Genomic DNA, 24,333 nt, shown 5'->3' with positions numbered 1-24,333 from the left:
GGCGGTCCTCCTCGGCTGCCCGGCACCGGCCCGGAGGCCCCGGATGAACGAGGCGTCCGCTACAGCGGCGGTCGGCTCACTTCCAGCACCGCCTTCCCGTGCAGGCGGCGCGACAGCAGCGCCTCGGCCGCCTCGCCGACCCGGGTCCAATCTCCCTGCCAGGCGATACTCGGCCGCAGGGCCCCGACCGCGACCTGCCGGGCCAGCCAGCTCAGATCGGGGCCCAGGTCGCGACACCCCAGGAGGAAGAAGGAGGTGACCGATCGGTCGTGCCGACCTTGATCGCCGAAGAACGCCCCATAGGGGAACGTCTCGTCCGCGCCGGCCGAATGCCCGACCGCCACCACCGTCCCGCCCTCGGCGAGGCGCTGGTAGGCATCGACCAGCTGGCTGCCGCCCACCAGATCGATGGCACCGTGGACCGGAGTGTCCAGGTCACCGGCGCCGGAGACGACCTCGGCCGCACCGAGTTCACGCAGGCCCGCGCCGTGCGCGGCAGGATCGCCGGTCGCCGCGACGACATGCGCGCCACCGAGCCGGGCGAGCTGGACCGCGTACCGGCCGGTGCCGCCGGTCGCCCCGGTGATGAGTATCCGCCGCCCCAGCAGCGGTCCGACCCGGTGCAGGGCGCGCAGCGCGGTGGTCGCGGCGACGGGAACGGTGCTGAGAGCCGCCGGTTCCGCGCCGGCCGGGGCCGTGCCGATGAGGTCGGTGTCCACGGCGCGGAACTCCGCCCAGGCGCCGGACCAGCCCAGGGTGACCACCGGGGTCCCGGCCGGTGGGCCCGATCCGTCCGCGGCGGCCCGCTCCACGATCCCGGCCGCGTCCCAGCCCAATACCGCCTGCTGGGGTGCCTCACCACGCGCGGGCCGGACCTCGCCGTAATTGAGCGATGCCGCGGTCACCCGTATCACCGCCTGGTGCGGCGCCGGGACCGGATCGGATACCTCGTCGATACGTAATCCGGCCGGCACGGAGCGATCGACGATCAATGCGCGCATGAGACAGCACCTTTCGAGTGCATAGGAATGCGGTATGGCATCGGGGTCGATGCCGCCATCCAAAAATGCCACTGAGTGGCAAATGGCGTCAAGGGGCGATGGGATCGAGGGGCGGCCGCCCGCTATCCTGTCCACATGGCCGACGCTGCGCTGGACCGGCCGCCGCTGCGCGAGCGCAAGAAACTTCGCACCCGCCAGGCACTGGTCGACACCGCTTTGGAACTGTTCACGGAGAACGGGTTCGACAGCACTACGCTCGACGAACTCTGCGACGCGGTCGAGGTCTCCAAACGCACCTTCTTCCGCACCTTCACCAGCAAAGAAGATGTCGCCATGGCGCCGCTGCGGGACATGTGGACCGCTTTTCTCCACGAACTGGAAACCCGCGAACCACATACCGGATCGCTCTACGGGATGCTGCAGGACAGCGTGCTGGCGGCAGTGGACCGTATGCCCGCGCCGGGCTGGGCCGACCGCGCTGCCCGGAGCCACCGACTCGCGCGGTCCACGCCCTCCATGGGCGCGAACAATCTCCAATTCTGCGACCGCACGGTTCGCGAGGCACTGGGAATACTGCACCGCCGTTTCGGCGCCGGACTTCCCGCCGACCAACGTCCCCGGCTGGCCCTGGACATCGCGGTCGCGGCATTCCATTGCGGTATGGAGGCGTGGAGCGACAGCTCCGGTGAGCGGGATATCGGCAGCCTCGCGAACCACCTGCGGCATGCCTTCGCCGCCGCGCCCGAAGCGCTCGTCGTGGTGCCGGATCCACGAGCCGCCGGCTGAACCTGGATTCGGTTCCCGGGCGGGTCTCGACGAGCCGCACATCTGAACTCGGGCAGTCCGTTCGCGCGGTGACGCGGGTGGCGTCACCCGTCCATCGGTGACGGCAGCGGCAGTCCCGGAGGTCGGCCCGGGCATTCGACTGCTGTGACTCTGCGGAAGTGGGACGCCTGCACTGTCGGGTGGCACCGGCGCGAGCCACGGCTGTGCTGTTGCGGGACAACGATTTCCGTGCAAGGCCTCGGTCGGGGCCCTTCCGGCCGGTGAAAAGAACGGCCCCGGCAAGCTTGGACAGCTCTCCGGGGCCGCCGGTCAGGGATGAATCATCCGAGACCTAAGCAGATTTGGGTGGTGCGGTACGTCTCTCATCGGAACGGCCACGCCCGGCGAACAGGGGCCGCATGCGTCGAGTATCCGGGTCGCTTGCCCAGGTGCTCGTCGACACCGCGGAATGCCAAGAGAACTGTTCCCTCGTTCCGTTCGGCTGAGGCACGCTTCGGGCTCGACAGCATACGAGGCCGAGTTTCCTGGTTGTCGTAGCCGTACCGACGCCAACGGCATCTCATTCGCACCCGAACCGCCATCGAATCGATGCCGAGCGTGTGCCGGGACCCCGTCCCGACCTCGCTAAGGTCGGAATCCGTGCCGAGCGAACCCGAGCAACCCGCACGGACGCCGTCGTTCCACCTGGATGCCATCGCGGCCGCGCGCACCGCGGACGCGACATCCGGCGCCGATCCCATGACCCTCCTCGTCGCTGCCCTCGACGTGCAGGCCGCTCTGCCCGGGATCCGGCGTATGCGCCACTGGGCCCACGAGGCGCTGGCCGTCCGCGTCGGGGAGCGAGCCCTCGATATCGGCTCGGGGACCGGGTCGGAAGTGCTGGAGTTCGCTCGCCGGGTCGGACCCGAGGGCGAAGCGGTCGGTGTCGAGCCGAACCCGGTGATGCTCACCGTGGCACGCGATCGGGCCGCGGCGGCGGGAACGCGGTGCCGGTTCGTCGAAGCCGACGCCTACCGGCTGCCGTTCGACGACGACTATTTCGACGCGGTGCGCTGCGAGCGCGTCTACCAGCACCTCGACGACCCGGCCGCCGCCACCGCGGAGATCGCCCGGGTGCTGCGGCCGGGTGGCCGGGTGGTGCTGGTGGACAGCGACTGGCAGACCGCCATACTGCACCCCGGCGACCCCGAAGTGGTCGCCCGGATGATCGCCGCAATGCTCGAGGCCACCCCCAACGCCAGATCCGGCCGGACCCTGCGCGGCCGGCTGGCGGCGGCCGGGTTCGATATCGACGATATGGGTTCGGAAGCGGTGATCTGGGACCCGGTCGCCGCGCGTCCGATGTTCGAGGAGGTGGGCGGTGCCGCGCTGGCCCGGGAGGTGATCACCGAAAAGGAACGCGATGATCTCGTTGCCGCCATCGAGGCGGGTGTAGCGGTCGGTGACTATCACCTGTCGGTCACCATGTTCGCGGTCCTCGGCCACCTCCCGCTCCGCTGAACCGAGTTCCCGGCCCTACCCATCGCGCGGCGGACAGATATCGAACGCAGGCTTCGCCGCCACCCGATCTATTTCGGCCGCGAGCTCCCCGTGGTCGACCGGTCGCGTGGTGTCGACAGTCAACACCGGCCCGAACCCGAGCGGAGTCGCCCGCGCCGCCCAGGTATCCCAATCCGTGGCGAGGCGCTGCTCGTCTCGATGAAGTGCGGTGCGCCGACGGGCTGCACAGCGAGCCCGTGACACCTCGGCCGGTGTATCGCACCAGATTTCGGCGAACCGGCCGGGCGCCACCAGCCCGACTCCCGTCTGTGCGAACCGGAGATCGCGCGGGCGAAACCACCAGGAGTCGACGACCACATCGCGCGGCGCCGCACGGGCCAGGGCCCAGACGGTATCCATTGCGATACCACCGAGATCGGGTGCGGTATCGGATTCGGTGAGGCATCCGGCAAGGGCCTCCTTGACGGCGTCCTTCGACAGGAACTCCGCCGGCAATATCTGGGCGAGGGTCGCGCCGAGAGTCGATTTGCCCGAGCCGGGCAGTCCGTTCACCAGCACCAGGAGTTTGTCCACGAAGTCATCGTCATCGCCGGGCGCCCGGACCGTGCACCCGACCGGTCCGGCCAACCCATGGGCGCGCGACCCTTCTCCCTCCCGCCTGGGTCGGACATGCGGTATCGAAGGCCGGGAAGTGCGGACCGACGACTACGCCGGAACACGGTTACCTGGTCTCTGCCCAGGCGAGGAACTGCTGGGCGGTGAATATCGGTTTCGCGAAGTCGAGCGCCCGTTTGGCCTTTCCCGACTGGGTGCCGGCCTCGGCGGCGATCAATGCCTCGCATTTCGTCTTCGTAACGGTGGCTACGGGCACGAGTCCACACTTCTCGGACAGACGCTCCAGCTCGGTCCGGTCCCAGGGCTTTCCGGCGTCGTCTGTGAAGCTCCCGGTGAAACAGACACGCGCGCCGGATATCAGGATCGCGGCGAGATCGACTGTGGCCCGCGCGGAATCCGGGTCGAGGAGCGGATACCCCAGCATCCGTTCGAGGTCGCGGAGCAGAGTTCGGGTGTCGTCATCGGGACTGATCTTCGCGGCCGTGGCGCGCACATGTTCGGCGAGGACCTGTTCGCGGGTCTTGCCGGCGGGAAGGACGCCGTCGGCCCGGAAACAGTCCGGCCCACCGCCCCGGCACAGCAGGTAGCCGGAGGCGGGAGTGGTGGGAAGAAAAACACCGGCACCCGGCGGCGGTACCGGCCGGCGCGCGACGATATCGCGGACGGCGCGGGCGCGGTCGATCGCGCGCGGTGCGTCGAGGCGGTCCCGGTCCGCCGGCGTGAGTTCGGCCGGGGTCGGGTCGGTGCCGATCGGCATGGCAACGGCGAAACCGTGGCGTTTGAGTTCGGCGTCGATACAGCGGAGGTGGCGGTCGATATCGATGCCGATCGGGGTTCGTCCCGCCAGATACGGGGCGAGCGCCGCCCAAGCCGAGGGGAGGGTCGGTGCGAGGAGTACGTCGGCGGCGGCGATACTGTAGTCCGCGCGGGCGGCTCCGAGATCGTGTTCCGGGTTGATCAGAGTGGTGATCTCGGTACCGTCCTCGGTGATCAGGGCGATTTCCACCGGGCGCGGGGTGTCGTACCGGCCGTGTGCGCCGACCGTGCACACACCCAGGTATACCGGGCCGAGGGAGGCCGGAGCGCGCTCTCCGGTGGCGAGGAACCGTCGGACGCGCAGATCGGTCTTCAAGTTCTTGGCCGCGACGGGACGCCGTAGGACCAGGCCTGCCATCGACGTGCAGCGACTGAGCGCGACATACAGTTGTCCGTCGGCGAAAGTCCCACCGGTGAGGTCGACGACGAGACGGTCCAGCGTCTGGCCCTGCCCCTTGTGGATCGTGATGGCCCACGCCGGCCGGAACGGCAGCTGGGTGAAGGTGCCGACAATCTCGTTGCGGAGGGCGCCGGCCGCGACGACCGGCCGGCCTCGACCCGGCTCGCGACGATTCGGCCGATCGTGCCGTTCGCCCATCTGCCCATACCGTCGTTGGTCAGCAGCATGATCTGCGCACCGACCTTGTAGACGAGCTGGCGTTCGGTCGGCCTGTCGAAGCCGTCCAGTTGCCCGGTTTCCGTCGCGTGCGCGCTGATTTCGGGTGGTTCCAGCTGGAGAAGTTGATCCCGGTTCCGTCGGTCCGCACTCTTGTTGGTGGTGGTCAAGGCCAGCCAGAACTCGTGGACCGGTGGCCGGAAATCCGCTTCGGTTCGGGCGTTCAGTTCCGCCAGGAGCTGCGGATCGATCGTGCCCGCGCGGATGGCGGCCAGGATCTCCAGCAGCCGCGCGTCGCCGACCTGGTGGAACACCCGGGTCGGCTCGATGGTCGGGAATCGTTCGGGCGTATAGCAGTCGGCGGAGAAGAAATAGGGCGACTCATACCGTGAGGTACAGAATTCCGCTTCCCGGTCCAACACGACGGGCGGCAATTTGAACAGATCGCCGACCAGCACGAGCTGCACTCCGCCGAACGGGGTACCGCGCCGCGGGCCGTACCGTTGCAGCGCGGCCGCGAGCATATCGAACAGGTCCGCCCTGATCATCGATGCTTAGTCGATGACGAGCGTGTCGACCTCACGCAGGGTGGGGGCGAATCGCGCGGGGAAGTACCGGCCGCTGCGAACCTCTTCGAGGGTGGTCTCCGGCCGGAACGAGAACAGATTGTGAATGGTGTGGCCCGCGACGTTCAACGCCGCGATACCGGTCGGCGCGGCCACGAGCAGTCGAAATATCCACCCGAATCGACCACTCGATCACTTCCTGTGCGGAAGTTCCAGGATCTGGCCGCGTTGGTGCTACGTGTATGCTTTTCGCTGGAGAAGCCAGAGGCGAGACCGCCTTCGTAGCAGTTGGCGGCGGCCATCAGTCGACAGCGTCGTGTTCACTCGGGCGGTCGTTTCGGAACCACAGGTAACCACCTCTTCTTGCCGCGATTTGAGCGACCTGCTGGAGTGCCTGAACAGCCTCTGAGTTGGACTCGGCAATGGCGTCGGATGCATCCAGGTAATCAAGTATGGCATTGATCTGATACTCGTTGAACATGGTGTCCGAAGCTGGGTCGACGCCGTATAGCGGGTTTTCCGGTCCCGACTCGCTGCACATTCGTTCAATGGCACCGCTAGCGTCGGATATCGGGTCGGCGATGGGCTTGTGTAGCCGGTTTTCAACGATAATGCTAAGCGTCATCCTACGATCCTCAGTGGTGGATTAGAGGCATTTGGGCCGGCGGAACTGCTCGTTCAGTCACCGCTGAACCAAAGGTATCCATCAACCGCGAGTGCGGATTGCGCAGCAGCACGAAGCGCGTCCAAGGGGGCGGCCAACTCGGATGAAGTTCCGGGAAACTGATCGATCTCGACAATCAACTGTTTGATCTGCTTCGCATTGAACATGGTATCCGAATGCTTTGAGATACATTTCAATAGCGTCCTTGCGGCCGCGGCTTGCCTTATTTGTGGGATACTATCGGTACCGTCTCCGTAGCTGGAGATGACGCGGTGATCCGAAGACCTCACATGTACAGATATCGACATCTGATTCTCCTAGGGTATCGGGTACATCGTACGGACAGATCCCCACTTGTCCTGAACCACGAGATAGCGCCTGGTCGGCATGGCTCCCGACTGTTGCGAAGTGACACCTACGATCTCGTCTGATTCCACAACACGTTCATAATGCCCGTCAGCGTTCGGACCGGTTGCCGGTTTACCGGCCGCTGCATCCGCCAATGCGTACGGATCCTGTGCTTCATCAAAAATACCTTTCGAGTCGTCGACACGTGCTCCACCAGGAAAGTGCTTGCTACGAACGTATTCCTCTCCCTCGGAGTCGAGACCGGCTTCTTCGATCCGTGCCGACACGTCCGGGGCCTGCGAGTCGGCTCCGATCTCGCCGTCGTCGGCTACGTGGATGCTCATTGCCGCGATGGAGGCCAGGGCGGCGTTGATGCCGTTGGCGGTGAGGTCGGGGATGGCAGTGAAGGCGCCGGAGGCGGTGCCGACTGCGACGACGGAGCCGAAGATGATCAGGAGCCGGCTGATGGTGACGGCGTTTTTGATAACTCCGGCGGTGGTGGTGACGATTTCCACGGTGACCGCGCCGCCGCCGGCGGCTGCTGCGGGGGCGGCTAGGCCGGCGGAAGCGAAGGCGGTGATGGCGACGATGCCGGCGGTGATGATGATGGCGGTGGCGAGTTCTTTCGTGGCGGTGGCGACCGCGGCCTGGATGTCATCGCGCATGTCCGTGAGCGCGTCGCGGTGCTCACCTACCGGTGCGACCAGGTCTTTTGATGCTTGGGCCAGCATTTCCGCGGCTCGGGTCAGGGTGGTGAGTTTGGCTTCGATATCGGCGATGTTGGGGTCGGTGCTGCCGGTGAAGGCGGCGTTGATGCCTTTGATCCGGTCGGCCGCGCCGGTGACGGTGGAGTGGTCGGCGAAGGTTTGCCAGGCGTCTCTGGCTTTGCCGAGTTTGGTGACGTCGCCGTTGGGGATGCGGCCGACCTGTGCGAGTAGCCCGGCGACCGCGCCCTCGTCGAGCCCGGGGCCGTTATCGCCCTTGGCGGTCGTAGGGAGCGCCATCCCGGAGTCGTAGAGCGGTTCGGAGGCGCTTGGGCGGTCGGGTTCGGGGCCGCTGGCCTTGGCGCGGTTGGCGTGCCACCAGTTGTAACCGTTGGCGGCCAGCACATCCCCGAAGCGTTGCAGTGCGTTGGCCAGGGTCGCCGCGAGGGTGACGATATCGGCGGCGTGCTGGTCGTAACCGGTGGTCCAGGCCGCGGACTTCTCGTGGTCACCGGCCATGCCGCCGCATTCATGGACGAGGGTGCTGTGCAGCGGTCCCAACGCCAGACTGATATCTCCGGCCAGCAGGTGGCATTTCTGGGCAGCGGCGAAATACATGCCGGAGTCGATGACCCATGCCATGGTTCACCCGTCCTGCAGCATTTTCCGATTGACGTCGGCCGCGGTGGTGTAGCGGGTGTGGGCGGTGCGGGCCGCGTCGCTGATATCGGCCAGGCCGGTGGCGAATTCACGGGCCCCTGCCGACCACAGCAGGTGGGCGTCGCGGTAGGCGGTGGCGGCTACCGTTTCCCAGGCTCCGTCCAGGCCGGCGACCTTGTCGTCGACGAGGTCGAGTTGTTCGGTCAGGTATGCGGCCAGATTCGACAGACGCGTCACGATGGCGTCGAGGCGCTCGATATCGACGGTGAATTCCGAGTTCATAGGTTCAAGCTCGGGAACTGCTGGGCGGTACCGTCGTCGGTGGTTTCGTAACTACCGGCCTGAACACCCAGCTCGGCAGCCATCCCATCCAAGGCCTGCAGGATCTTGATGCCACCGTCGCGCAGCTCGGTCCAACCGCCGCTGAACTCGTCGGAGGCATCACCTCGCCAGGCGTCGGCGAGCAGAGCGTCGACCTCCGTGCTCGCCGAATCCAGGCCGGCGCGGAGGTTGCGGGCGATATCGGCGACGAACTGCCCCACCGCTCGTACTTCATCGGGTACTACGGTGACCGTGTCGTTCGGGTTCGGAATCCCCCCAGGATCAGCCATGTGGACGAAGCTATCAGAGTTCGTATGGGCAAGTGCTCCTCGCAATTAGCGCGGGATGGCCGAGGTGGACAGTCGCAGCGGAGTCGTTTGGTTGTCGTTGCAGGTCTTCGTCGACGGCGAGCCCGAGGGCTGAGTGTGTCCGGAGAGCATGACGATGCGGCGGGGTTCGGTTGATCAGCCGGACTGCCTATGCTCCGGCGTGGACGATCAGGATCAGTACGCGCGGTACGCGGTCGATCGGCAGGTGTTCCGGACGATCGGTACCCATCTCGGTCGAGGGGCCGGCCCGGTGAAAGTGCGGATACCCCGGGCGCTGGCCGAATCCGCGATGGCCGCGTGGAATCGAGACGAGTCGGACGATATGGGCGAGGAGAGCCGGGAACAGGTCGCGTTGCGTGCTGACGCGGCGGAGCCGGCTCTGATCGGGCCGGCGATCAGCGAGCGCGGGGCGTGGAACGGTGACGAGGTCGTGTTCGTGCTATCGCCCGGATCGCCGCGGCACTTCGTGCGGAGCGGTAGACGGTCCGCATTCGTGGGAGGTCGCGGAAGCGGTGGCCGGTGCCATCCCGCTTCGCCGGTCGTCGAAGCTCCGGCACGTCGCTGCCCGGAAGGATGCGGGGGGAGTGGATGGTCACGGTCGTAGTCACGGTGTTCGCCGTCGCCACGATCGAGTCGTTCCGATTCGGTTGGACGTTTGTCCGTTTCTTCGGCGTTGCCGATCGGTTGCCAGTAGCTCATCTGGCGGCGCCTGGGCGGTCAGGGACTCGAAGGAGTGCCCGTCGACGATGACGCAGTCTGGGTGGTGCTGCAGCGGGAACTGAAAGGCGACCCGAAGGGTGTCACCGGGATCGGCCGCTACGCGGACAACCGGTGGGAGTGGTTCGGCTACCGGTTGGAGAGCACCGACATCAAGGGCGACTGGATCGGATTGTCCGAAATCGTGGTCCACGACGGCGGATTGCTCGTGCTCGAACGCGATAAACTCAACGGCCCGGACGCCGCGCTGAAGGCGATCTACCGGGTCGAGATCCCCACTGGCAGCGGGGTGACCGAGGCGGGGAAAGCTCCCGAGGTCCTGCCGAAGAAGCTGGTCCGCGATCTGCTGCCGGATCTGCGGGCGACCAACGGTTTCGTCCAGGAGAAGGTCGAGGGGGTCACCGTCGGGGGCAACGGGAATCTGTACGTGGTCACCGATAACGACGGCCTGGATGACGCCAACGGTGAAACGGTGTTCCTGGACCTCGGACCGGCCGGGTCCACGCTCGGCGGATGATTCGGCGTCGATCTCGCCGTCGGGCACGAAGCCCGTCGGCGAGATCGGGCGGTCATACCCCCGGCCACCGCGGGACAATTGGGCGTACCCCAGGACGGACACGCAGCTGATTACCTCGGGTGGCTTCAGCCGGGTGATCTCGTAAACGGTCGAGGATTATCGTCGAGGAGGTCGGCAGCGCCGCTGCTATCGAGGCGAATAGAGGTCGGGGCGGAACAGCGCTTTGGCGCCGTCGCGCGTGTAGAGCTTGCGTTGTAGCTGCCGCAGGATGACGACCGCTTCGTCGTCTCGCATGGGGCTGACGAGCTGGAATTCGACTCCTGCGCCGAGCAGGTCGCTGCCGAAGGCCAGTTCGCTGAGAAACAGCACTCGTGCGGTATCGAGGTCGTTGAGGGTAACACCCTCAGCGACCGCGTGGCGGAGTCTGCCGACCTCGGCGTCGAATAGATCACGGTCGTCGAATCCGAATGCGCGCACAGGTATCGGCGCGCTGGTCGATACTCCGGTGTAGCTGGCCAGCGCCGAGTCCAGGAATTCGTGTTCCCTCGGGGTCAGCGAGGCCATGTCGAAACCCATCGATGTTCTCCTGAGGTGCGTGCGGTGTCAGCGAGCCGGTCCGGTGCCCGGCTTGCCGGGGTAGGTGCCTCCGAGGCCGCCGGGCGGAGTGGGAGGCCCGAGTGAGGGATCCTCGACCTGGTTGGTGAGCCGGATGAATTCCCCCAGCGGGTCCTTGGGGCGGTACACGGTTCCGTGATCGGTAGTGCTCGGGTCAACGATGACGATGTAGCCGTCCCAGCTCATCATCACCGGATTGCCATTCTTGTCTTTGCCGAGTCGTTCGGTCTGATTAGGGCCGGTCATGATCTGGTGGACCTTCTCGGCGAGGTCATCCTGAGTCATGCCCTGGAACTCGTCGTGGTGTTTCTCCCAGGCGTGACCGTAGGCGATCTCTTGTGCGAGCCGATAGGCCGGGTCGCTGCTCCACCCACCAGGGGGCTGCGGCAGGCCCTTGTTGGATGTCTGGAAGAGGATGTCGTCGGGCGCGGACACCTCGAGCGCATCGTTCGCCTCGGCGATCTTCGCGCCCCACGAGTCGGCGGTGGTCAGTCTTGATTTCCGCGAGCGGGAAGTCCATGTCCCGAGCAGCGCCCGCGAATGCCGTGGCGAGATCATCGAAGGCAGTCCCGATCGCGCGCATATCCGTGTGCTCGCGGTCGGCTCTGTCACCGGCGGCGGTGCGTGCTACGCCCTCCTACGGGATGTCGTAGTGGATCACGGTGTGCATCGAGTCCGCGGCTTTCAATACCGCATCCGCGATCAGGCCTGCGCGTTCGCCGATGCCCGCCAGCGCTGAGATGTCCCAGCTCAGCACCTCGGATGGAGTCGGCACAGAGTTAGTTCTCATCGCTGCCGCTATCCGGGAGCAGGGCCGAGATGGTCGAGAGCTTGCCGGCCGGCTCTATATCGCTGTCACCGAAATCGGTGATCATGGTGGAGCGTTGGCACTGCTCGAGGCGCTGTATGCGGAGCTGTGCGTACTGCGCGAGGCCGACGATCCGATGACCCGTGAGGTCGAGGATCTACGGACCGAGCTGCTGTCGGAAACAGTGAGCGGGTCATGAGCCGTACCCGTAGTTTGTCATTTCCTCGGGTCTGCCTGCCACGGTTTCCGGCCCGAGCTCCATCTGGACAATGACTTCGATGTCCTTCTTGTCCCGTTCGGGTGGGCCTGCGTTCATGCCAGGCATCGCCCCCGGGAAGAACGCTCGTCGGCGCCACAGAGTCGTGAAAGCGGGGTGATATATTCTTTCATTTAAATGTTTCGATGGAGGATTGATGCGGATCCTGGTGGTGGGCGATGGTGCGCTCGGGCAGGTTTTCGGGCTGCGGCTCGGGTCGAGTGGGGCGGCCGTGAATTACCTGGTCAAGCCCGGCCGGACCGATTGGGGTGGCACCGGGCGCACGTTGTATCGGCTGCGCCGGCTCGGCGGACCGGTCGCCGAGCGACTGCGCCCGGAAGGTGTACACGCCGAGATTCCGGACGGGCCTTGGGACATGGTCTGGTTGTGCGTGTCCTCGACCGCGCTGCGCGGGTCGTGGCTGTCCGGCGTGCGGGACGCCGTCGGTGACGCGACCGTGGTCACCATCGGGCAGGATCTGCACGATCGGGCGGTGCTGGAGCGGACGTGGCCGGCCGAGCGGATCGTGCAGGTGGTGCCGTCGCTGTTCGCCTACTCCGCGCCGTTGACCGGTGAGGTGCCGGCGCCGGGGATCGCGTACTGGGTGCCACCCGGGTCGGTATTGAAGGTGCTCGGTGATCCGGCTCGGGCGGAGGCGGTGGCGAGGGCGCTGCGGGCCGGTGATCTGCGTGCCCGCCGTTCCACCCGGGCGGGTGCCGGCGAATATACTGCCGCGCTGATGGTGCCCTGTATCGCTGCGCTGGAGGTGGCGGGCTGGTCGCTGCCCGCGCTGCTGTCCGACATGGGACCGGCGGTCGAGGCCGGCGGGGAAGCCTCGGCGGTTGTCGCCGCGGGGACCGGGGGCCGCCGGATCCGCGTGCCGAAGTGGGTGGCTCGGGCAGTGCTGCGGCTGTCGCGGGTGCTGCTCCCGTTCGACCTGGACCGCTATCTGGCGGCTCATTTCACCAAAGTGGCCGATCAGACCAGGCTGATGCTCGACGGTTGGATCACCGAAGGAGAAGCCCGGGCGCTGCCGGTGCCCCGTCTGCGTGAGCTGCGGGAGCGTCTCTCCGCTCGGGAGACGGCATGACCCCCACCGTAGAAAGCGTGCTGGCCACTTTCGGTGAATGTCAGCCACTGTTCACCGCGCTCGGGGACGACCGACGGCAGGCGATCATCGCCTTGCTGCTGAAAGCGGGCGGGGAGGCCAGCGTGGGCGAGATTGCCGAGCGGCTCGGTCTCTCCCAGCCGGCCGTCTCGCATCACCTGAAGATTCTGCGGGCGGCGCGACTGCTCACTGTCGAACGGCGCGGGACGCTTCGGTTCTACACGCTCAACAGTGCCGAACTGACCGAGCTCCTTGCCCCGTTGCGCGAACTCGTCGACCAGATCACCGCCTGCGCCCACGAGCCCGGTATCCACCAAGGGAATCAGGCCGGAACTCCGTCGGCGGCACGGGAATCGTCGCCGAAATGAATCGCCCACCCGTTCGGTGCCGTCTGCGGACGCGGGCCCCCGCCCACATCGCCGCGGCGGCATCGTGTTCGAGCGGGACGGGCAGATCGTGCGGTCGAAGGGCCCTCGCCGAGCGGCTGCCGGTGGCCCCAACACGCCGCCGTCACTTCCTTCTCGGCGCCGGGCGACCGGCACCGCCGTCGACCGGGCCGATGCGGAACTATTCTTCGTCGGCGTCCCATTCCGATTGGTCGGCGCAGGTGATCCAATGCAGGGCATGGAACCGTTCCGCGGTGAGCATGGGATCCAGGTCGCCGATTATTTCTCCGGTTTGCTCGTATACGTCCTCCATGAAGTGATTCAGGAAGAAGTAGTAGTGCAGTTCGGTGAGTATCTCCCGGCCGGGACGCAGGCCGGCTTCGCGAAGGAACGGCTGCACGGGCCGGCCCAGCGCTGGTAGCCGGTCGGCGACCAGCGAACCGTCCATCCTTTCGCTGGGGTCGACGAGGTCGGGAATTCTTCCCGAGGCCCAGAGCAGGACATACAGGGATTCGGCTCGCCAGGTCAGCAGGTTCGACTGCATGGCCGACTGCTGCCACAGCATCTCTTCTTCGGACAGTTCGGTCAGCGCGACGACCTGTTTCTCACGCTCGGTCAATACATGTAGGAAGTTTTCCGCGCGCATCCATTCCGCGACCTCTTTCGGGTCCGGATGAAAGATGATGCCCAGCAGTGCATGCAGGGCGAGTGCGCGGCCGGCCAACTCGCCGGGATCGCGAAGCCGGATGGGGAAGATCTCCGCTATTTCGGAGAGGGAATCCACTTCCAGTCCGTGCTGCTTCAATCGGTCTTGTGTCGATACGGTCATCGAATACCTCTTCGTCGCATTGTGTGTCGCGGAACCGGGGCGGGAAGATCGGAGCGGGAAGACTGGGCGACACGGTTTTCGAACGGCGCGGATCGCCCTACGGGGTGAGCTGGTTCGGCTGCAATAGCGGAAAGGCGTGTCGCTCAGTGGTTTTCCTCTGCGTCTGTTCGTCTGCGGCCGGGCCGCCAGTTTTTCGCGCCCCGCTTCCGGATGCAAACGGCAGGAACCCCGGGGCGATCCGGGCAGCACGGTTACCGGTTGTCGGCGCCACAGGAGCGCCGCCTACGTCCGCGAGGGCGGAAGCGCCGCGCGGCGGATCGCGAGACCGCCGCGTTGCCTCGATATCCGTTGTGCCATCGAGGGGGCCGATTCGTCGAGGCCGTTGGACTCCGCGCTCGCGACGGCCACCGTGGCGTCGCCACCGAATTGGAGATGGCCTCGTCGCGATCGGTGGTCCATCGCCGGCCGAAACACCTCTATCACCGCATCCGAACCGGCGCGCCGGGGCGCTACGGTGTACGCCGACCTGATACGCGACCGCAGCCGCCCGCTGCGGGAACTTCGCAACGAGGAGGCCCATGTCGGGATATGTGTTCGATACCAAGCACGACCGCTATCCGGTGGCGGCCCATGTCTTTCTGGTCGAGTGCGGCCGGATCCTGTTGTTGCGAAGGGCCGGGCGCGGTTATGCCGACGGACAGCTCGGGTTGCCGGCCGCCCACGTCGAGCGCGGCCAGGCCCTTACCGTGTCGGTGGTCCGTGAGGTGGCCGAGGAGCTCGGAATCGACCTCGCCCCGGCCGCCCTGCGCCCGGGCGGCACAATGTTCCGCTGGGCCGGAGAACCCCGGGTCGACATCTTCTTCGTCGCGGAGTCGTGGCAGGGCACCCCGGAAATCCGCGAACCACGTAAGTGCAGCGAACTCGTCTGGGCCGACCCGGACGATCTGCCCGGGGACACGCTCGACTTCGTGGCCACCGCGTGGGCGGATGCGAGAGAAGGCCGGATGCTACGGGAATACGGTTTCGCGTCGGTCCCGACGTGACCCGGCCCGGGTGCCGGGGTGTTCCGGTACCGCGCCGCTGCCGGCCGAGTGTGGTCGGCAGTGTCTGTTACGGCATGTCCGGCACGGGTGAACTGCGGCGATATCGAGTCCGACCCTTCCGCGGGGCAGTTGTGTATTGGCCCGGCTCCGGGGTGTGGTGATGTGCTGCGGGGGTGAAATTCTCCGCACTGGTTCAGTTCGTCTCGTTCGATCGCCGCCGACTCGCGGCCGCCGCCCTGGCGGTGTCCGCGCTCTCGGCGGCTAACGCATGCGATGCCGCCCCCGGCGCCACCACCGTCGCGACCGCGCCCGCGGGCACGGCCGGCCAAGTCGCGACCACCCAGTTCGCCGCCCTGGAGGCGGCACATGGGGCGCGGCTGGGCGTCTTCGCGGTCGACACCGCCGACGGCCGCAGCGTCGCCTACCGCGACGGTGAGCGGTTCCCGATGGCTTCCACGTTCAAGGGACTCGCCTGCGGTGCCCTGCTGCACGAGCATCCACTGTCCTCGGGATTCTTCGACCGGGTGATCCGGTATCCGCGCACCGATCTCGTCCAGAACTCGCCGGTCACCGAGCAGCATGTCGACACCGGGATGACGGTGTCCGCACTGTGCGAGGCGGCGATCACGGTCTCCGACAACACGGCCGGTAATCAGATCCTGAAACTGCTCGACGGGCCCGCGGGCTTCACCGCGTTCCTCCGCACCCTCGGTGACGACACCTCGCGACTGGACCGCTGGGAAACCGAGCTGAATACCGCGATCCCCGGCGACGAACGCGACACCACCACCCCCGCCGCACTGGCCGCCGATTATCGCGCACTCGTGGTGGGTGACAGCCTCCCGGAACCCGAACGCGCGCAGTTGTCCGCCTGGCTCGTCGCCAGCGCGACCGGCGCCAATCGCATCCGAGCGGGGCTGCCCGCGGGCTGGAAGGTCGGCAACAAGACCGGGTCCCCGGCCTACGGTTCCGCCCTCGACGTGGCCGTGGCCTGGCCGCCGGGACGGGCCCCGCTCGTCATCGCGGTGCTTACCACGAAATCCGAGCAGGATGCCGAACCGGCCGATGATCTCGTGGCCGCCGCCACCCGTGCCGCGGTGGAAGCGCTCGGGGCCGGATCGGCCGGCTGACGCGCTCGCGGTGTGGACGGCTGCCGGTCCGGTACCGGCATGAGGTTCCGTCTCCCGGCGGTGGGCGGGCGGGTGGGTGAGGAGTTCGCCGCTCGCCCCGGTTGCGACCGGCGGGCATTCCGTAGCGGACGGGCTTCGGCGGTCAGCCGCGACCGGCAGTCCCTTGCCCACCGCTTCGACCAGCAGGCTCAGCGGCAGCGTATCCGAGATCCCGGCAGCCCATTTCGCCATGGAATTACACGTGAGAGGTGCCGCGATCATGGCGTCGGCGGGTGGCAGGACATCGGGTGTACCGGGTTTCTTGTAGTGGCTGCGCACCGGGTGGCCGGTCCGCTCTTCGAGCATGTCGACATCGATGAATCCCCGGCCGTCCGGTGAAGCGACGACGCGCACATCCCTGCGCATTCGAGTTCGGTGCCGAGATCGCGGAGCGGCGGTCGACGTCGCTGCCGATGGGTTCCGCACCAGACTAATCGTCGGCGGCAACTGTGAGCCGGAGAGTCCTGCCCACCGTGTCGATCGTAATGATCTCGTGGAATTCGTTGTGGATGAACCCGTAATCGTTCACCGCCGAGGCGTCGAGCCGGGGCAGTGTGACTATGTGTGTGGCAGTGCGCGCGGGCTTGAACACTTCCTGGTCGATCGCCTGGCGTAGCGCATCCGGGACGATACCGCACTGATCGACCCAGCGCGTCACCAGCGCGATGACGGAATCGGCCGATGCAGGCGTGTAGGAGTCCGGGGTAATCCGGTCGATCCAGTACGGGCCGTGGCGGGTGCCCTGTGGGTCGACCCCGCCTCCGATGTAGTCGTCACGGAACTGCTGATCGCCGATCAGCGCGGACAACAAATCGCGATCGGCCGGCGGTGGCGCGGTGATTGTGAACTGCTTGATATCGATCCACTGTCGTGAGGGATTGCCACCCTCCGGGAAGTCGAAGTCCCGGAAGTTGATGAAGGAAGTCCCCTCGTATTCCAGGTCCGCCGATGTCTGCACGCACTCATCCTTGTCTGACGATAGGGGCGACGATCAGATTACTGACCCGGGATATGCCATCGTTTGATCTGCACCCCGGGAACGTCGTTGAAGTCCAGTGTCGGCCCGCCGGACTTGCTGAACGGGCGATACGTCACCGTTGATTTCGGGTCACCCGATACCTCCCATACCTCGATATTGCCCTTGGGCGTGGACTTCACCTGTGGTGGGCCGAGTTTCTCGGTCAGTTCGGTGCGTGCGGCGTCGACTTCTTTCTGGGAGACCATCTGCACGCCGGTCGCGTCTTCGGTACCGATCAGCTTCCCGGATTCGTCGGTGACGACGTCCTTGACGGCCTTGGATTTCTCTTCGGTGGTCTTCGCCACCGAACTCGATTCCTTGTCTGCACCGTCATCGGGGCTCGCGTCGTCGTCCAGGTTGACGCGTAGCGCAATGATCCCGGCGAGGGCGGCGGAGATCGGATTGAGGTCGGGGAGGGCATCGAATTCTTTGACGATGCCGACGGCAGTCGCGGCGACAGCGGCGACGCCCAGGAGTCGGTAGAGGCGGCTGGCCTGGTAGAGGCCGCGGATGGTATTGACGGTGGCGGCGACCGTACCGGCAATGCCTGCGGTGCCGGCGGCGAGGCTGCCGCCGAAGCTGAGCCAAGATGCGGCGACTGCGGCGGCGGCTATGACACCGATCTCGATCAACAGCGTGTTGACCTCACCGGTGATCTCGTTGCTGATGTCGATGGTGGCGGTGCGGTAGTTCGCCACGGGTGCTGCCATCGCCTGCGTGGCGCCGGCAAGTTGGTCCGCTGCCGATTTCATGGTGCCGAAATGGTCTGTGATGAGCTGCGCGGTGCGCGTCTCGTCCATGCCGGTGAGCATGCCGGCGATACCGCTTATACGAGAGCCTGCACCGGTGATGGCGGCATGACCGGCGAAGGTCGACCAGGCCGTTCCCGCGGTAGCGAGCTTGTCGACATCACCGTTGGGCAACTTGCCGAACTGCTCGACTATCTCGCTCGATAGATTGTCGAAAAACGCCTGGACCCCGCCATCGTGGCGCAAACCGTTGCCATTGTCGGCCACCGACGTCGGCAGCTGCACCGAATGGATCATCACCTCCACTGTCGGCGGGCGGGGCGGGTTGCTCTTGTTCGAGACGCCGTGTTTGTACCCGATCGCGTACAGCACGTACCCGAAGTTCGTCAGCGCGTCCGCCAGGTTCGTACATGTCTGTAACGCGGCCAACGCGTGTGCGTCGTAAGTTTCGCCCCATTGCTTGCAGCCGGGGGCGTCCCCGGCCATGCCCGCACAGTCACCTTTGAGCGCGTCGTGCACGGGTTTGTCCGCGGTTCTGAGTTCACCAGCCAAGTCGTGACACTGTTTGGCGGCCTCATAGTAGGTTTCCCAGTTCACCCACATGGGGGGTCACCCGCCGCCGAGCATCTGACGGTTGACCTCGATCGCGCGGGTGTACCGGTCGTGTGCGGCTCGGGCGGCGTCGCTGATATCGGCCATCCCGGCCGCGAACTCACGAGCACCGACCGACCACAGAGTGTGCGCATCCCGGTACGCCGCGGCCGCGAGTGCCTCCCAGTTCGCGTCCAGGCTCGCGACCTTGTCGTCGATCAGATCGAGCTGTTCGGTCAGATAGCCTGCGAGGTTCGCGAGCCGGAGGACGAGCTGATCGAGACGTTCGAGATCGACCGTGAATTCGGGATTCACAGGTTCAAACTCGGGAACTGCTGCGACGTGCTGTCGTCGGTGCCCTCATAGGCGTCGGACTGTACGCCGAGTTCCTCGGCCATCCCGTCCAACGCCTGCAAAATCTTCATGCCGCCGTCGCGCAGTTCGGTCCATCCGCCGGAGAACTCATCCGACGCATCACCACGCCACCCGTCGGCCAGCAGGGAATCGACCTCGGTACTCGCCGAATCAAGCCCTGCGCGGAGGTTCCTGGCGATATCGGCGACGAACTGCCCGACCGCCCGCACCTCCTCCGGCACAACAGTGACATCGCCGGCGCCTTTCGGAGTTCCCCCTGTATCCACCATGAGCGTGAAATTACCAGACGATTTCTGGGCGCGCCGGGGCCTCGTATCCATCGATCAGGTGGGATTCTGCCTGGTGCAGGATCCTCCACGCGTGTCATGCTTGCCCGCCACCCGTGCCTCTGTCGGGTGACTTCACCTACGATATTGTCGCCTGTCGGCAGGGTCTTGTCTTGGCACGCGGATTACTCTCAGGGCTTGTCTCGGCGTTCGGGGCAGCGTCCCCACAGGATCAGCATGCGAGGATCAGCCGCCGGCCCCTCACGAGCAGAAGGCGCAGGCCGAACCGCGGGAACAGCGGAATTCGAGATCATTGATTATGACGCCGCCCGATAGAGCGTGGCTCTATCGGCGCCTATGGATTCTCTTGCAGCGTGAGGCCGTAGTACTCGGCGTCGTAATCGCCGACGCGCTGGACGTGGTCGGTCAGGCTGAGGTCTTTCGGCGAGCCGACGCCCAGGTCGCGCGGGGTGGCGACCACTATTTTCGCCAGCGCGTGGCCGTCCACCTCACCCACACCGAAATCCTCTGAGTGGTAGGGAGCCTCGAGCCAGTGGTCCAGTGCCCCGGGGCGGTGGTGTGCGGGATCCAACCGAACGAGCGCGGATCGGTGATGGACTCGCCGAGTTCATCGGTGTCGTAGACGATCTCCAGTCGTTCGCCGCGGACCAGGTGGAAGACGATCGGATCGCGGGTGCCGGGTACCAGAGCGTGGAATCCCAGGTCCAGGTCGATACTCGAGGCGTGGGTTTCGGCCGGGAGGGTATGGAGGAAGTCACGAGGCTGCGGGTGAAGACATCCCAGTCGTCGGTGCGTCAGCGGCCCGGAATACTCAGGCCTGCGTTGGCGGGATCGCGGCGGCTGCCGAAGAAGCCGTCGAGTGCGTTGAGCTCGCCGTGCCCCTGCCGCCAGAACCAGTTCTCGACCGGTCCGTCGGCTGGAGCAGCAATTCGGGGCTGTGCTCGCCGGCGCGCAGTTCCAGCGTGTTCTCTCGCTCGCGCCAGCGCAGGAACGGACTGCCCCACAAAGGCGCGGAGTCGCAGTAGGGTCCGGGGTCGCCGTACGCGTCCATGATAGGGGGCGCCGAACGCCTCGGTCAGGGTTTCAGCGGCTGCCCGGAATGCCAGTGCTTTCCCCGTAGCGTCGCTTGCGGGCGGGGCAGCCGGTACATACAGCCCCACGTATTCCTCGCCATGATGCGCATAGTCCTTCTCGAAGCGGCGCGTGGGGCGCAGCCGGGGTGCTCCGCTGGCCGCTTCCGGCTCAGGCACGGTCTGATACGCAATCCGCACGACTCCAGGCGCTGTTGCTCGGCTTCTGCGAGGATACGAGTTGCGGCACAGCCGAACTCAGTGGATGCGATCAGCGGCCGTTCGGCCGGCAGGAGGGACACCGTTGACAAGCGTGCAATCCGGTAGCACTGGCCCTACCCAAGTGCGCCAGGTCGAGAATGCGTTGCGCAGGATCTACCTCGACACGGGCTTACTGGATATCAGCGACCTCGACGGCCGTCCGGCATCGGAGGTGGAGCCGCGAGTGCTGTCACGGGCACTCACCGCTCAAGCGGTGCGTATCGTCACCGGATTCGGTCACGCGGACGCGGCGCTCACGGTCATCGATGGAGCGTCGGACCAGGGTATCGACGCAATCGCCGTGGTCGAGGGCACAGATCCGCACATCTACCTGGTGCAAGCCAAGTGGAGTAAGGATGGCAAGGCCAAAAGCGAGCGCACGGCCGTGTTGGAACTTCTGGCCGGATTGCGCTTGATCGACGACGGCGACTTCTCGCCGTTCAATCCGCGAGGCAGGCTGCTCGCCGAGCGCGCACATGCGGTGATGACGAGCGGACAGGTGGTGGTGACCCAGGTCGTCGTGCTGATGCGCGCCGACCCGGTATCCGAGGGATTCACCGCGGCCCTGACGACCGGCGAGCAGGAGTTCAATCGACACGGCGACAGACTCGACCACCGTATCGTCTTGGCCCAGGAGGTGTGGGCGTCGATTCGCAAAGACCTTCGTCCCGAGCCGGTGGATCTCGAGGTCGAGATGTTCCCCTGGTTCGAGATCACCTCCCCGCATCCCTCCTTCCAAGGTGTGGTGAACGCCTACGATGTGGCGCGATGGACCGACAGCGGCTCCGACCTGTTCAACCTGAACATCCGCAATCCGCTGGGCAGGACGCTCATCAATAATGAACTGATCGGCACGCTCACCGGCGAACCCGCCAATTTCTGGTATTTCAACAACGGCATCACGGTGCTGTGTGAATCGGTGGATCGCACGCACCAGGCGATCCGCGCACCCCAGAGTCGACCGCTGTCTCTGATCTTGCACGGAGCCAGCGTGGTCAACGGCGCACAGACCGTGAAATCGGTGGCAGAGGCCGTCGCCAAGAACGACGCGGCCGCCGACGCGCAGGTCGGCGTGCGGATCATCGTCACCGGCCAGTCGGTCGAGTTCGCCAAGCGGACAACCCAGGCGACCAATCGTCAAAACCGGGTCGAGGCGCGCGACTTCATCGCACTGGAATCGGTGCAAGCCGCGATCATGGAGGATCTGCGCGCGGAGCTGGGGCTCGAGTACAGCTTGCGTCGCAGCGAGCTGGAACCGCCGGCGGATGCAGGCTGTTCGGTGGTCGAGGCAGCGTGCGCACTGGCGTGCGCGCATCCGGACAGCCAGTACGCGGCGCGCATCGCCACCACCCTGGACGTGCTGTGGGAGCGTGGTTCCCAGGGCATCTACGACGTGCTGTTTCGCCCGCAGCCAGGTGCCTACCTGCTGTGGAATGCGGTGCTGGTGCTGCGCGCGGTGCAGAGCAACCTGCACAAGATGCAGGGGCGCTTCGAACGCCGCTGTGTGGTGTTGATGGATCAAGGAAAGTATCTGCTGGCTCATCTGGTTTTCCGGAGCCTCGATACCGAAGGGCTGCACGAGCCCGATCCGCAACTGGCATGGGCCGAGCGCGCGCTGAAGCAGATTCCGGATCTGCTGAAGGACCTGGTTCCGCAGGTGGCCGCGACGATCGACGAACTGTTCGGAGAACGTGCCCATATGTCGGTGGTCTGCTCGGACGTGGGTCGCTGTCGCGACATCACCGAACATGTTCTCCGGGGTACCGATCCGCTGCCTGCTGCCGCGGCGCGCAAATACCGGCGCACCTCACCCCAACGTCCGCGACGACGCCCGAACGCCGTCACGGTGCTCGTCGACAAGGCCGTTCTCCCCGAAGGCGCCCCGCTCACGTTGTCGAACGATTACCCGGTCGAAGCCGCAGCATTGGCGGACTGGTTGGCCGAGGACCCCCAGCGCGCACGTGCGACCTGGGTTCCGCATCGTCAGCGCCCGATTCTGTGGGCGGCCGACGGTCGGCAGTATTCGCCTTCGGGCCTGATCTCGCACATGTGGGAGTTGGCGCGGTGGGCAGAGCGCCCGGTGGCGAATCAGGGCACAACGAGGTGGATCACCGAGACGGGAGAGTCGCTGGCCGATCTGGCCTGGCGAGAGCTCAACGCACTCGATGAGGCCGAGGAATAGCCCCCGAGGTGTTGCCGCGCTCGGCCCATCGAAGTGTCAACCGGGCATGGCGGGCAGCGTAGCTGCGAGGGTCGACCGTATGCCCGGCCAGTTCATGGCGGTCCGGCACACCACCAGCAAGTGGCTGAACGACCGGCAATGCCGATTTCGGGTGATCGCACGAGCGTGGAGACGATTTCGGCTGTACCGATGACATTCGAGTGAATCCGTCGTCGATATCTCTGGGTGTACCGATAGACAGGAGTCCGGCCATGACGAGACCCTTTCGATTGGGCACGACCTCGGTGCGAGCGAACGGTGTGGATCTGGGCATCGAGAGCTTCGGCCGCGCGGACGATCCGCTGGTCTTACTGGTCGGCGGCACAACAATGTTGTCCTGGCCCGACGCCCTGTGCGAGCGGCTCGCGTCGGGCGGACGGCACGTGGTCCGCTACGACTTGCGCGACTCCGGCGCGTCGACAACCCTCGACCCGCAGAATCCGGCCTACGACCTGCGAGACCTCGCCGCCGACGCGGCCGCGCTGGTCGAGGTGCTCGGTGCCGAGACCGCCCATCTCGGTGGAGTCGGCGTCGGCGGGATGGTTGCTCAGGTCGCCGCGCTGGACCACCCGGACATGTTCTCCGCACTGACCCTCGTCGGCACCCGGCCGGTGGCGCCGGGCCCGGTCGACGAGGACCTGCCCGATCACGACCCCGTGGTCATGGGCGCGCTGTTCTCCCGCCCGCTGCCGGACTGGACCGACCGGGACGCTGTCGCGGCGTTCGCCGCCGCGGGGGCCGAGCTGCTGGGCAACGATCCGGAGGAGGTGTGGGAGACGGCGGTCCGAATCTGGGACCGGACGCCGTCGGGCGATCCTGCGGTGCATCAGGCGAACCAGCTCGGGATGGTGTTCTCCCGTATCGATTGCGCGCCGCGCTGGCGGGGCCGGCTCGTTGAACTCGACGTGCCCGCGCTCGTGGTGCACGGTCGCGCCGACCCGTTCTTCCCGGTCGGCAACGGCGAGGTCCTCGCCGCCGAGGTCCCTGGGGCGCGATTGCTCGTCCTCGACGACATGGGCACCGCTCTGCGCCATGCCGCGGCCGACCGGGTCTCTGCCGCGATGCTCGGGCTGTAGCCGGCCGGTCGGGAGGCATCCTGAGCTGCGTAACGCACCGGTCCCCCGACCAGCCGCATACGGGATCGCCGAGCTGGATCGTCGGCGCCACTCGTTCGCTGCGGCGGCCGCGCAACTCTCCGCTGTGTGGCCGCCAGTGGGGAGTTCCCACTGGCCGGCTGCGGTTTGGTCGCGTCCCCCAGTGATAACCGGTGATCTGCCTTCTCGGCACGTGGATGGCTTAAAGATCAGTTCAGAATGAGCTTCCGGAGGCATATGACCGAGCAGGCCAGGCTCAGTAGTGCTTGGTGGATGTCGGCGCGCCGTTCGTA

28 protein-coding genes and 2 pseudogenes are annotated in these 24,333 nt (G+C 66.3%); 10 read left to right on the top strand and 20 right to left on the bottom strand.

Going from position 1 to position 24,333, the window contains the following annotated elements; translation table 11 throughout:
- Positions 1 to 59 precede the first annotated feature (59 nt).
- Complete coding sequence (locus ABZV91_RS14870; protein ID WP_355240888.1) at positions 60 to 1,001, bottom strand: zinc-binding dehydrogenase; 942 nt, start codon at positions 999 to 1,001, stop codon at positions 60 to 62.
- Between the two features lie 135 nt (positions 1,002 to 1,136).
- On the opposite strand from ABZV91_RS14870, the gene ABZV91_RS14865 reads away from it, so the two are divergent.
- Complete coding sequence (locus ABZV91_RS14865; RefSeq protein WP_355240885.1) at positions 1,137 to 1,787, top strand: TetR family transcriptional regulator; 651 nt, start codon at positions 1,137 to 1,139, stop codon at positions 1,785 to 1,787.
- Positions 1,788 to 2,426: 639 nt separating this feature from the next.
- The gene (locus tag ABZV91_RS14860; RefSeq protein ID WP_355240882.1) at positions 2,427 to 3,287 is read left to right on the top strand and encodes a methyltransferase domain-containing protein; all 861 of its coding nucleotides are present in this window, start codon (positions 2,427 to 2,429) and stop codon (positions 3,285 to 3,287) included.
- 15 nt (positions 3,288 to 3,302) lie between these two features.
- Here the strand turns inward: ABZV91_RS14860 and ABZV91_RS14855 are convergent, their stop codons facing one another.
- The 9 genes from ABZV91_RS14855 to ABZV91_RS14815 form a co-directional block, all read right to left on the bottom strand.
- A complete protein-coding gene (locus ABZV91_RS14855) occupies positions 3,303 to 3,860 on the bottom strand; it encodes an AAA family ATPase (RefSeq protein ID WP_355240879.1) in 558 nt (185 codons plus the stop codon).
- A gap of 148 nt (positions 3,861 to 4,008) precedes the next feature.
- Complete coding sequence (locus ABZV91_RS14850; RefSeq protein WP_355240876.1) at positions 4,009 to 5,076, bottom strand: hypothetical protein; 1,068 nt, start codon at positions 5,074 to 5,076, stop codon at positions 4,009 to 4,011.
- Entirely contained in the window at positions 5,031 to 5,882 is an 852-nt protein-coding gene (locus ABZV91_RS14845; RefSeq protein ID WP_355240873.1) for a hypothetical protein, read from the bottom strand. Before ABZV91_RS14845 ends, ABZV91_RS14850 begins: the two co-directional genes overlap by 46 nt.
- A gap of 6 nt (positions 5,883 to 5,888) precedes the next feature.
- Complete coding sequence (locus tag ABZV91_RS14840; RefSeq protein ID WP_355240870.1) at positions 5,889 to 6,056, bottom strand: hypothetical protein; 168 nt, start codon at positions 6,054 to 6,056, stop codon at positions 5,889 to 5,891.
- Between the two features lie 145 nt (positions 6,057 to 6,201).
- The gene (locus ABZV91_RS14835; protein WP_355240867.1) at positions 6,202 to 6,525 is read right to left on the bottom strand and encodes a hypothetical protein; all 324 of its coding nucleotides are present in this window, start codon (positions 6,523 to 6,525) and stop codon (positions 6,202 to 6,204) included.
- A 53-nt stretch (positions 6,526 to 6,578) separates the two neighbouring features.
- Entirely contained in the window at positions 6,579 to 6,731 is a 153-nt protein-coding gene (locus ABZV91_RS14830) for a hypothetical protein (RefSeq protein ID WP_355240864.1), read from the bottom strand.
- 150 nt (positions 6,732 to 6,881) lie between these two features.
- Positions 6,882 to 8,258 carry a hypothetical protein gene (locus tag ABZV91_RS14825; protein WP_355240861.1) on the bottom strand — a complete coding sequence of 459 codons (1,377 nt, stop codon included), beginning with the start codon at positions 8,256 to 8,258 and terminating at the stop codon, positions 6,882 to 6,884.
- Between the two features lie 3 nt (positions 8,259 to 8,261).
- Positions 8,262 to 8,558, bottom strand: a complete 297-nt coding sequence (locus ABZV91_RS14820) for a WXG100 family type VII secretion target (protein ID WP_355240858.1) — start codon at positions 8,556 to 8,558, stop codon at positions 8,262 to 8,264.
- Entirely contained in the window at positions 8,555 to 8,887 is a 333-nt protein-coding gene (locus ABZV91_RS14815; RefSeq protein ID WP_355240855.1) for a WXG100 family type VII secretion target, read from the bottom strand. Before ABZV91_RS14815 ends, ABZV91_RS14820 begins: the two co-directional genes overlap by 4 nt.
- 748 nt (positions 8,888 to 9,635) lie before the next feature.
- Here ABZV91_RS14815 and ABZV91_RS14810 point away from each other — a divergent pair.
- Positions 9,636 to 10,160 (top strand): annotated as a pseudogene (locus ABZV91_RS14810) (esterase-like activity of phytase family protein); the annotation flags it as partial.
- Between the two features lie 186 nt (positions 10,161 to 10,346).
- Here ABZV91_RS14810 and ABZV91_RS14805 read toward each other — a convergent pair.
- The 3 genes from ABZV91_RS14805 to ABZV91_RS14795 form a co-directional block, all read right to left on the bottom strand.
- On the bottom strand, positions 10,347 to 10,736 hold the full coding sequence (locus ABZV91_RS14805) for a hypothetical protein (RefSeq protein ID WP_355240853.1): 390 nt from the start codon (positions 10,734 to 10,736) through the stop codon (positions 10,347 to 10,349).
- Positions 10,737 to 10,763: 27 nt separating this feature from the next.
- Positions 10,764 to 11,333, bottom strand: a complete 570-nt coding sequence (locus ABZV91_RS14800) for a hypothetical protein (protein ID WP_355240850.1) — start codon at positions 11,331 to 11,333, stop codon at positions 10,764 to 10,766.
- A 79-nt stretch (positions 11,334 to 11,412) separates the two neighbouring features.
- Positions 11,413 to 11,550, bottom strand: coding sequence for a hypothetical protein (locus tag ABZV91_RS14795; RefSeq protein WP_355240847.1), 138 nt, complete (start codon positions 11,548 to 11,550; stop codon positions 11,413 to 11,415).
- Between the two features lie 109 nt (positions 11,551 to 11,659).
- Here ABZV91_RS14795 and ABZV91_RS14790 point away from each other — a divergent pair, with 109 nt between their 5' ends.
- From ABZV91_RS14790 to ABZV91_RS14780, 3 genes are all read left to right on the top strand, one after another.
- Positions 11,660 to 11,782 (top strand): hypothetical protein, encoded by a 123-nt coding sequence (locus tag ABZV91_RS14790; protein ID WP_355240844.1) that lies wholly within the window; start codon positions 11,660 to 11,662, stop codon positions 11,780 to 11,782.
- A gap of 214 nt (positions 11,783 to 11,996) precedes the next feature.
- On the top strand, positions 11,997 to 12,929 hold the full coding sequence (locus tag ABZV91_RS14785) for a hypothetical protein (protein WP_355240841.1): 933 nt from the start codon (positions 11,997 to 11,999) through the stop codon (positions 12,927 to 12,929).
- Positions 12,926 to 13,315: a metalloregulator ArsR/SmtB family transcription factor gene (locus ABZV91_RS14780; protein WP_355240838.1), complete on the top strand. Its 390-nt coding sequence runs from the start codon at positions 12,926 to 12,928 to the stop codon at positions 13,313 to 13,315. Before ABZV91_RS14785 ends, ABZV91_RS14780 begins: the two co-directional genes overlap by 4 nt.
- Positions 13,316 to 13,514: 199 nt before the next feature.
- On the opposite strand, the gene ABZV91_RS14775 is transcribed toward ABZV91_RS14780, so the two are convergent.
- Positions 13,515 to 14,162, bottom strand: a complete 648-nt coding sequence (locus tag ABZV91_RS14775; RefSeq protein ID WP_355240835.1) for a DUF4272 domain-containing protein — start codon at positions 14,160 to 14,162, stop codon at positions 13,515 to 13,517.
- Between the two features lie 578 nt (positions 14,163 to 14,740).
- On the opposite strand from ABZV91_RS14775, the gene ABZV91_RS14770 reads away from it, so the two are divergent.
- A complete protein-coding gene (locus tag ABZV91_RS14770) occupies positions 14,741 to 15,205 on the top strand; it encodes an NUDIX domain-containing protein (RefSeq protein ID WP_355240832.1) in 465 nt (154 codons plus the stop codon).
- Between the two features lie 173 nt (positions 15,206 to 15,378).
- A complete protein-coding gene (bla, locus tag ABZV91_RS14765) occupies positions 15,379 to 16,335 on the top strand; it encodes a class A beta-lactamase (RefSeq protein ID WP_355240829.1) in 957 nt (318 codons plus the stop codon).
- Between the two features lie 204 nt (positions 16,336 to 16,539).
- Here the strand turns inward: bla and ABZV91_RS14760 are convergent.
- The 6 genes and pseudogenes from ABZV91_RS14760 to ABZV91_RS14735 form a co-directional block, all read right to left on the bottom strand.
- A pseudogene (locus ABZV91_RS14760) lies at positions 16,540 to 16,740 on the bottom strand (flavoprotein); the annotation flags it as partial.
- A gap of 64 nt (positions 16,741 to 16,804) precedes the next feature.
- Positions 16,805 to 17,332, bottom strand: a complete 528-nt coding sequence (locus ABZV91_RS14755; RefSeq protein WP_355240826.1) for a hypothetical protein — start codon at positions 17,330 to 17,332, stop codon at positions 16,805 to 16,807.
- A 38-nt stretch (positions 17,333 to 17,370) separates the two neighbouring features.
- Positions 17,371 to 18,744: a hypothetical protein gene (locus ABZV91_RS14750; protein WP_355240823.1), complete on the bottom strand. Its 1,374-nt coding sequence runs from the start codon at positions 18,742 to 18,744 to the stop codon at positions 17,371 to 17,373.
- Between the two features lie 6 nt (positions 18,745 to 18,750).
- Positions 18,751 to 19,047, bottom strand: coding sequence for a WXG100 family type VII secretion target (locus ABZV91_RS14745; RefSeq protein WP_355240820.1), 297 nt, complete (start codon positions 19,045 to 19,047; stop codon positions 18,751 to 18,753).
- The gene (locus ABZV91_RS14740; RefSeq protein ID WP_355240817.1) at positions 19,044 to 19,376 is read right to left on the bottom strand and encodes a WXG100 family type VII secretion target; all 333 of its coding nucleotides are present in this window, start codon (positions 19,374 to 19,376) and stop codon (positions 19,044 to 19,046) included. The genes ABZV91_RS14745 and ABZV91_RS14740 overlap by 4 nt, the downstream gene beginning before the upstream one ends.
- Before the next feature lie 352 nt (positions 19,377 to 19,728).
- A complete protein-coding gene (locus ABZV91_RS14735; protein WP_355240814.1) occupies positions 19,729 to 19,890 on the bottom strand; it encodes a hypothetical protein in 162 nt (53 codons plus the stop codon).
- A gap of 917 nt (positions 19,891 to 20,807) precedes the next feature.
- Here ABZV91_RS14735 and ABZV91_RS14730 point away from each other — a divergent pair.
- Together ABZV91_RS14730 and ABZV91_RS14725 are read left to right on the top strand one after the other, a co-directional pair.
- A complete protein-coding gene (locus ABZV91_RS14730; protein ID WP_355240810.1) occupies positions 20,808 to 22,907 on the top strand; it encodes an AIPR family protein in 2,100 nt (699 codons plus the stop codon).
- Between the two features lie 251 nt (positions 22,908 to 23,158).
- Positions 23,159 to 24,022 (top strand): alpha/beta hydrolase, encoded by an 864-nt coding sequence (locus ABZV91_RS14725; protein ID WP_355240807.1) that lies wholly within the window; start codon positions 23,159 to 23,161, stop codon positions 24,020 to 24,022.
- The last annotated feature ends 311 nt before the right edge of the window (positions 24,023 to 24,333 follow it).

Origin of the sequence: Nocardia sp. NPDC004568 (assembly GCF_040609955.1) — a bacterium.
In the GTDB taxonomy this organism is placed as follows: Bacteria; Actinomycetota; Actinomycetes; order Mycobacteriales; family Mycobacteriaceae; genus Nocardia.
Note: the sequence above shows the minus strand (reverse complement) of the source record. Positions and strands in the feature narration are given on the sequence as shown.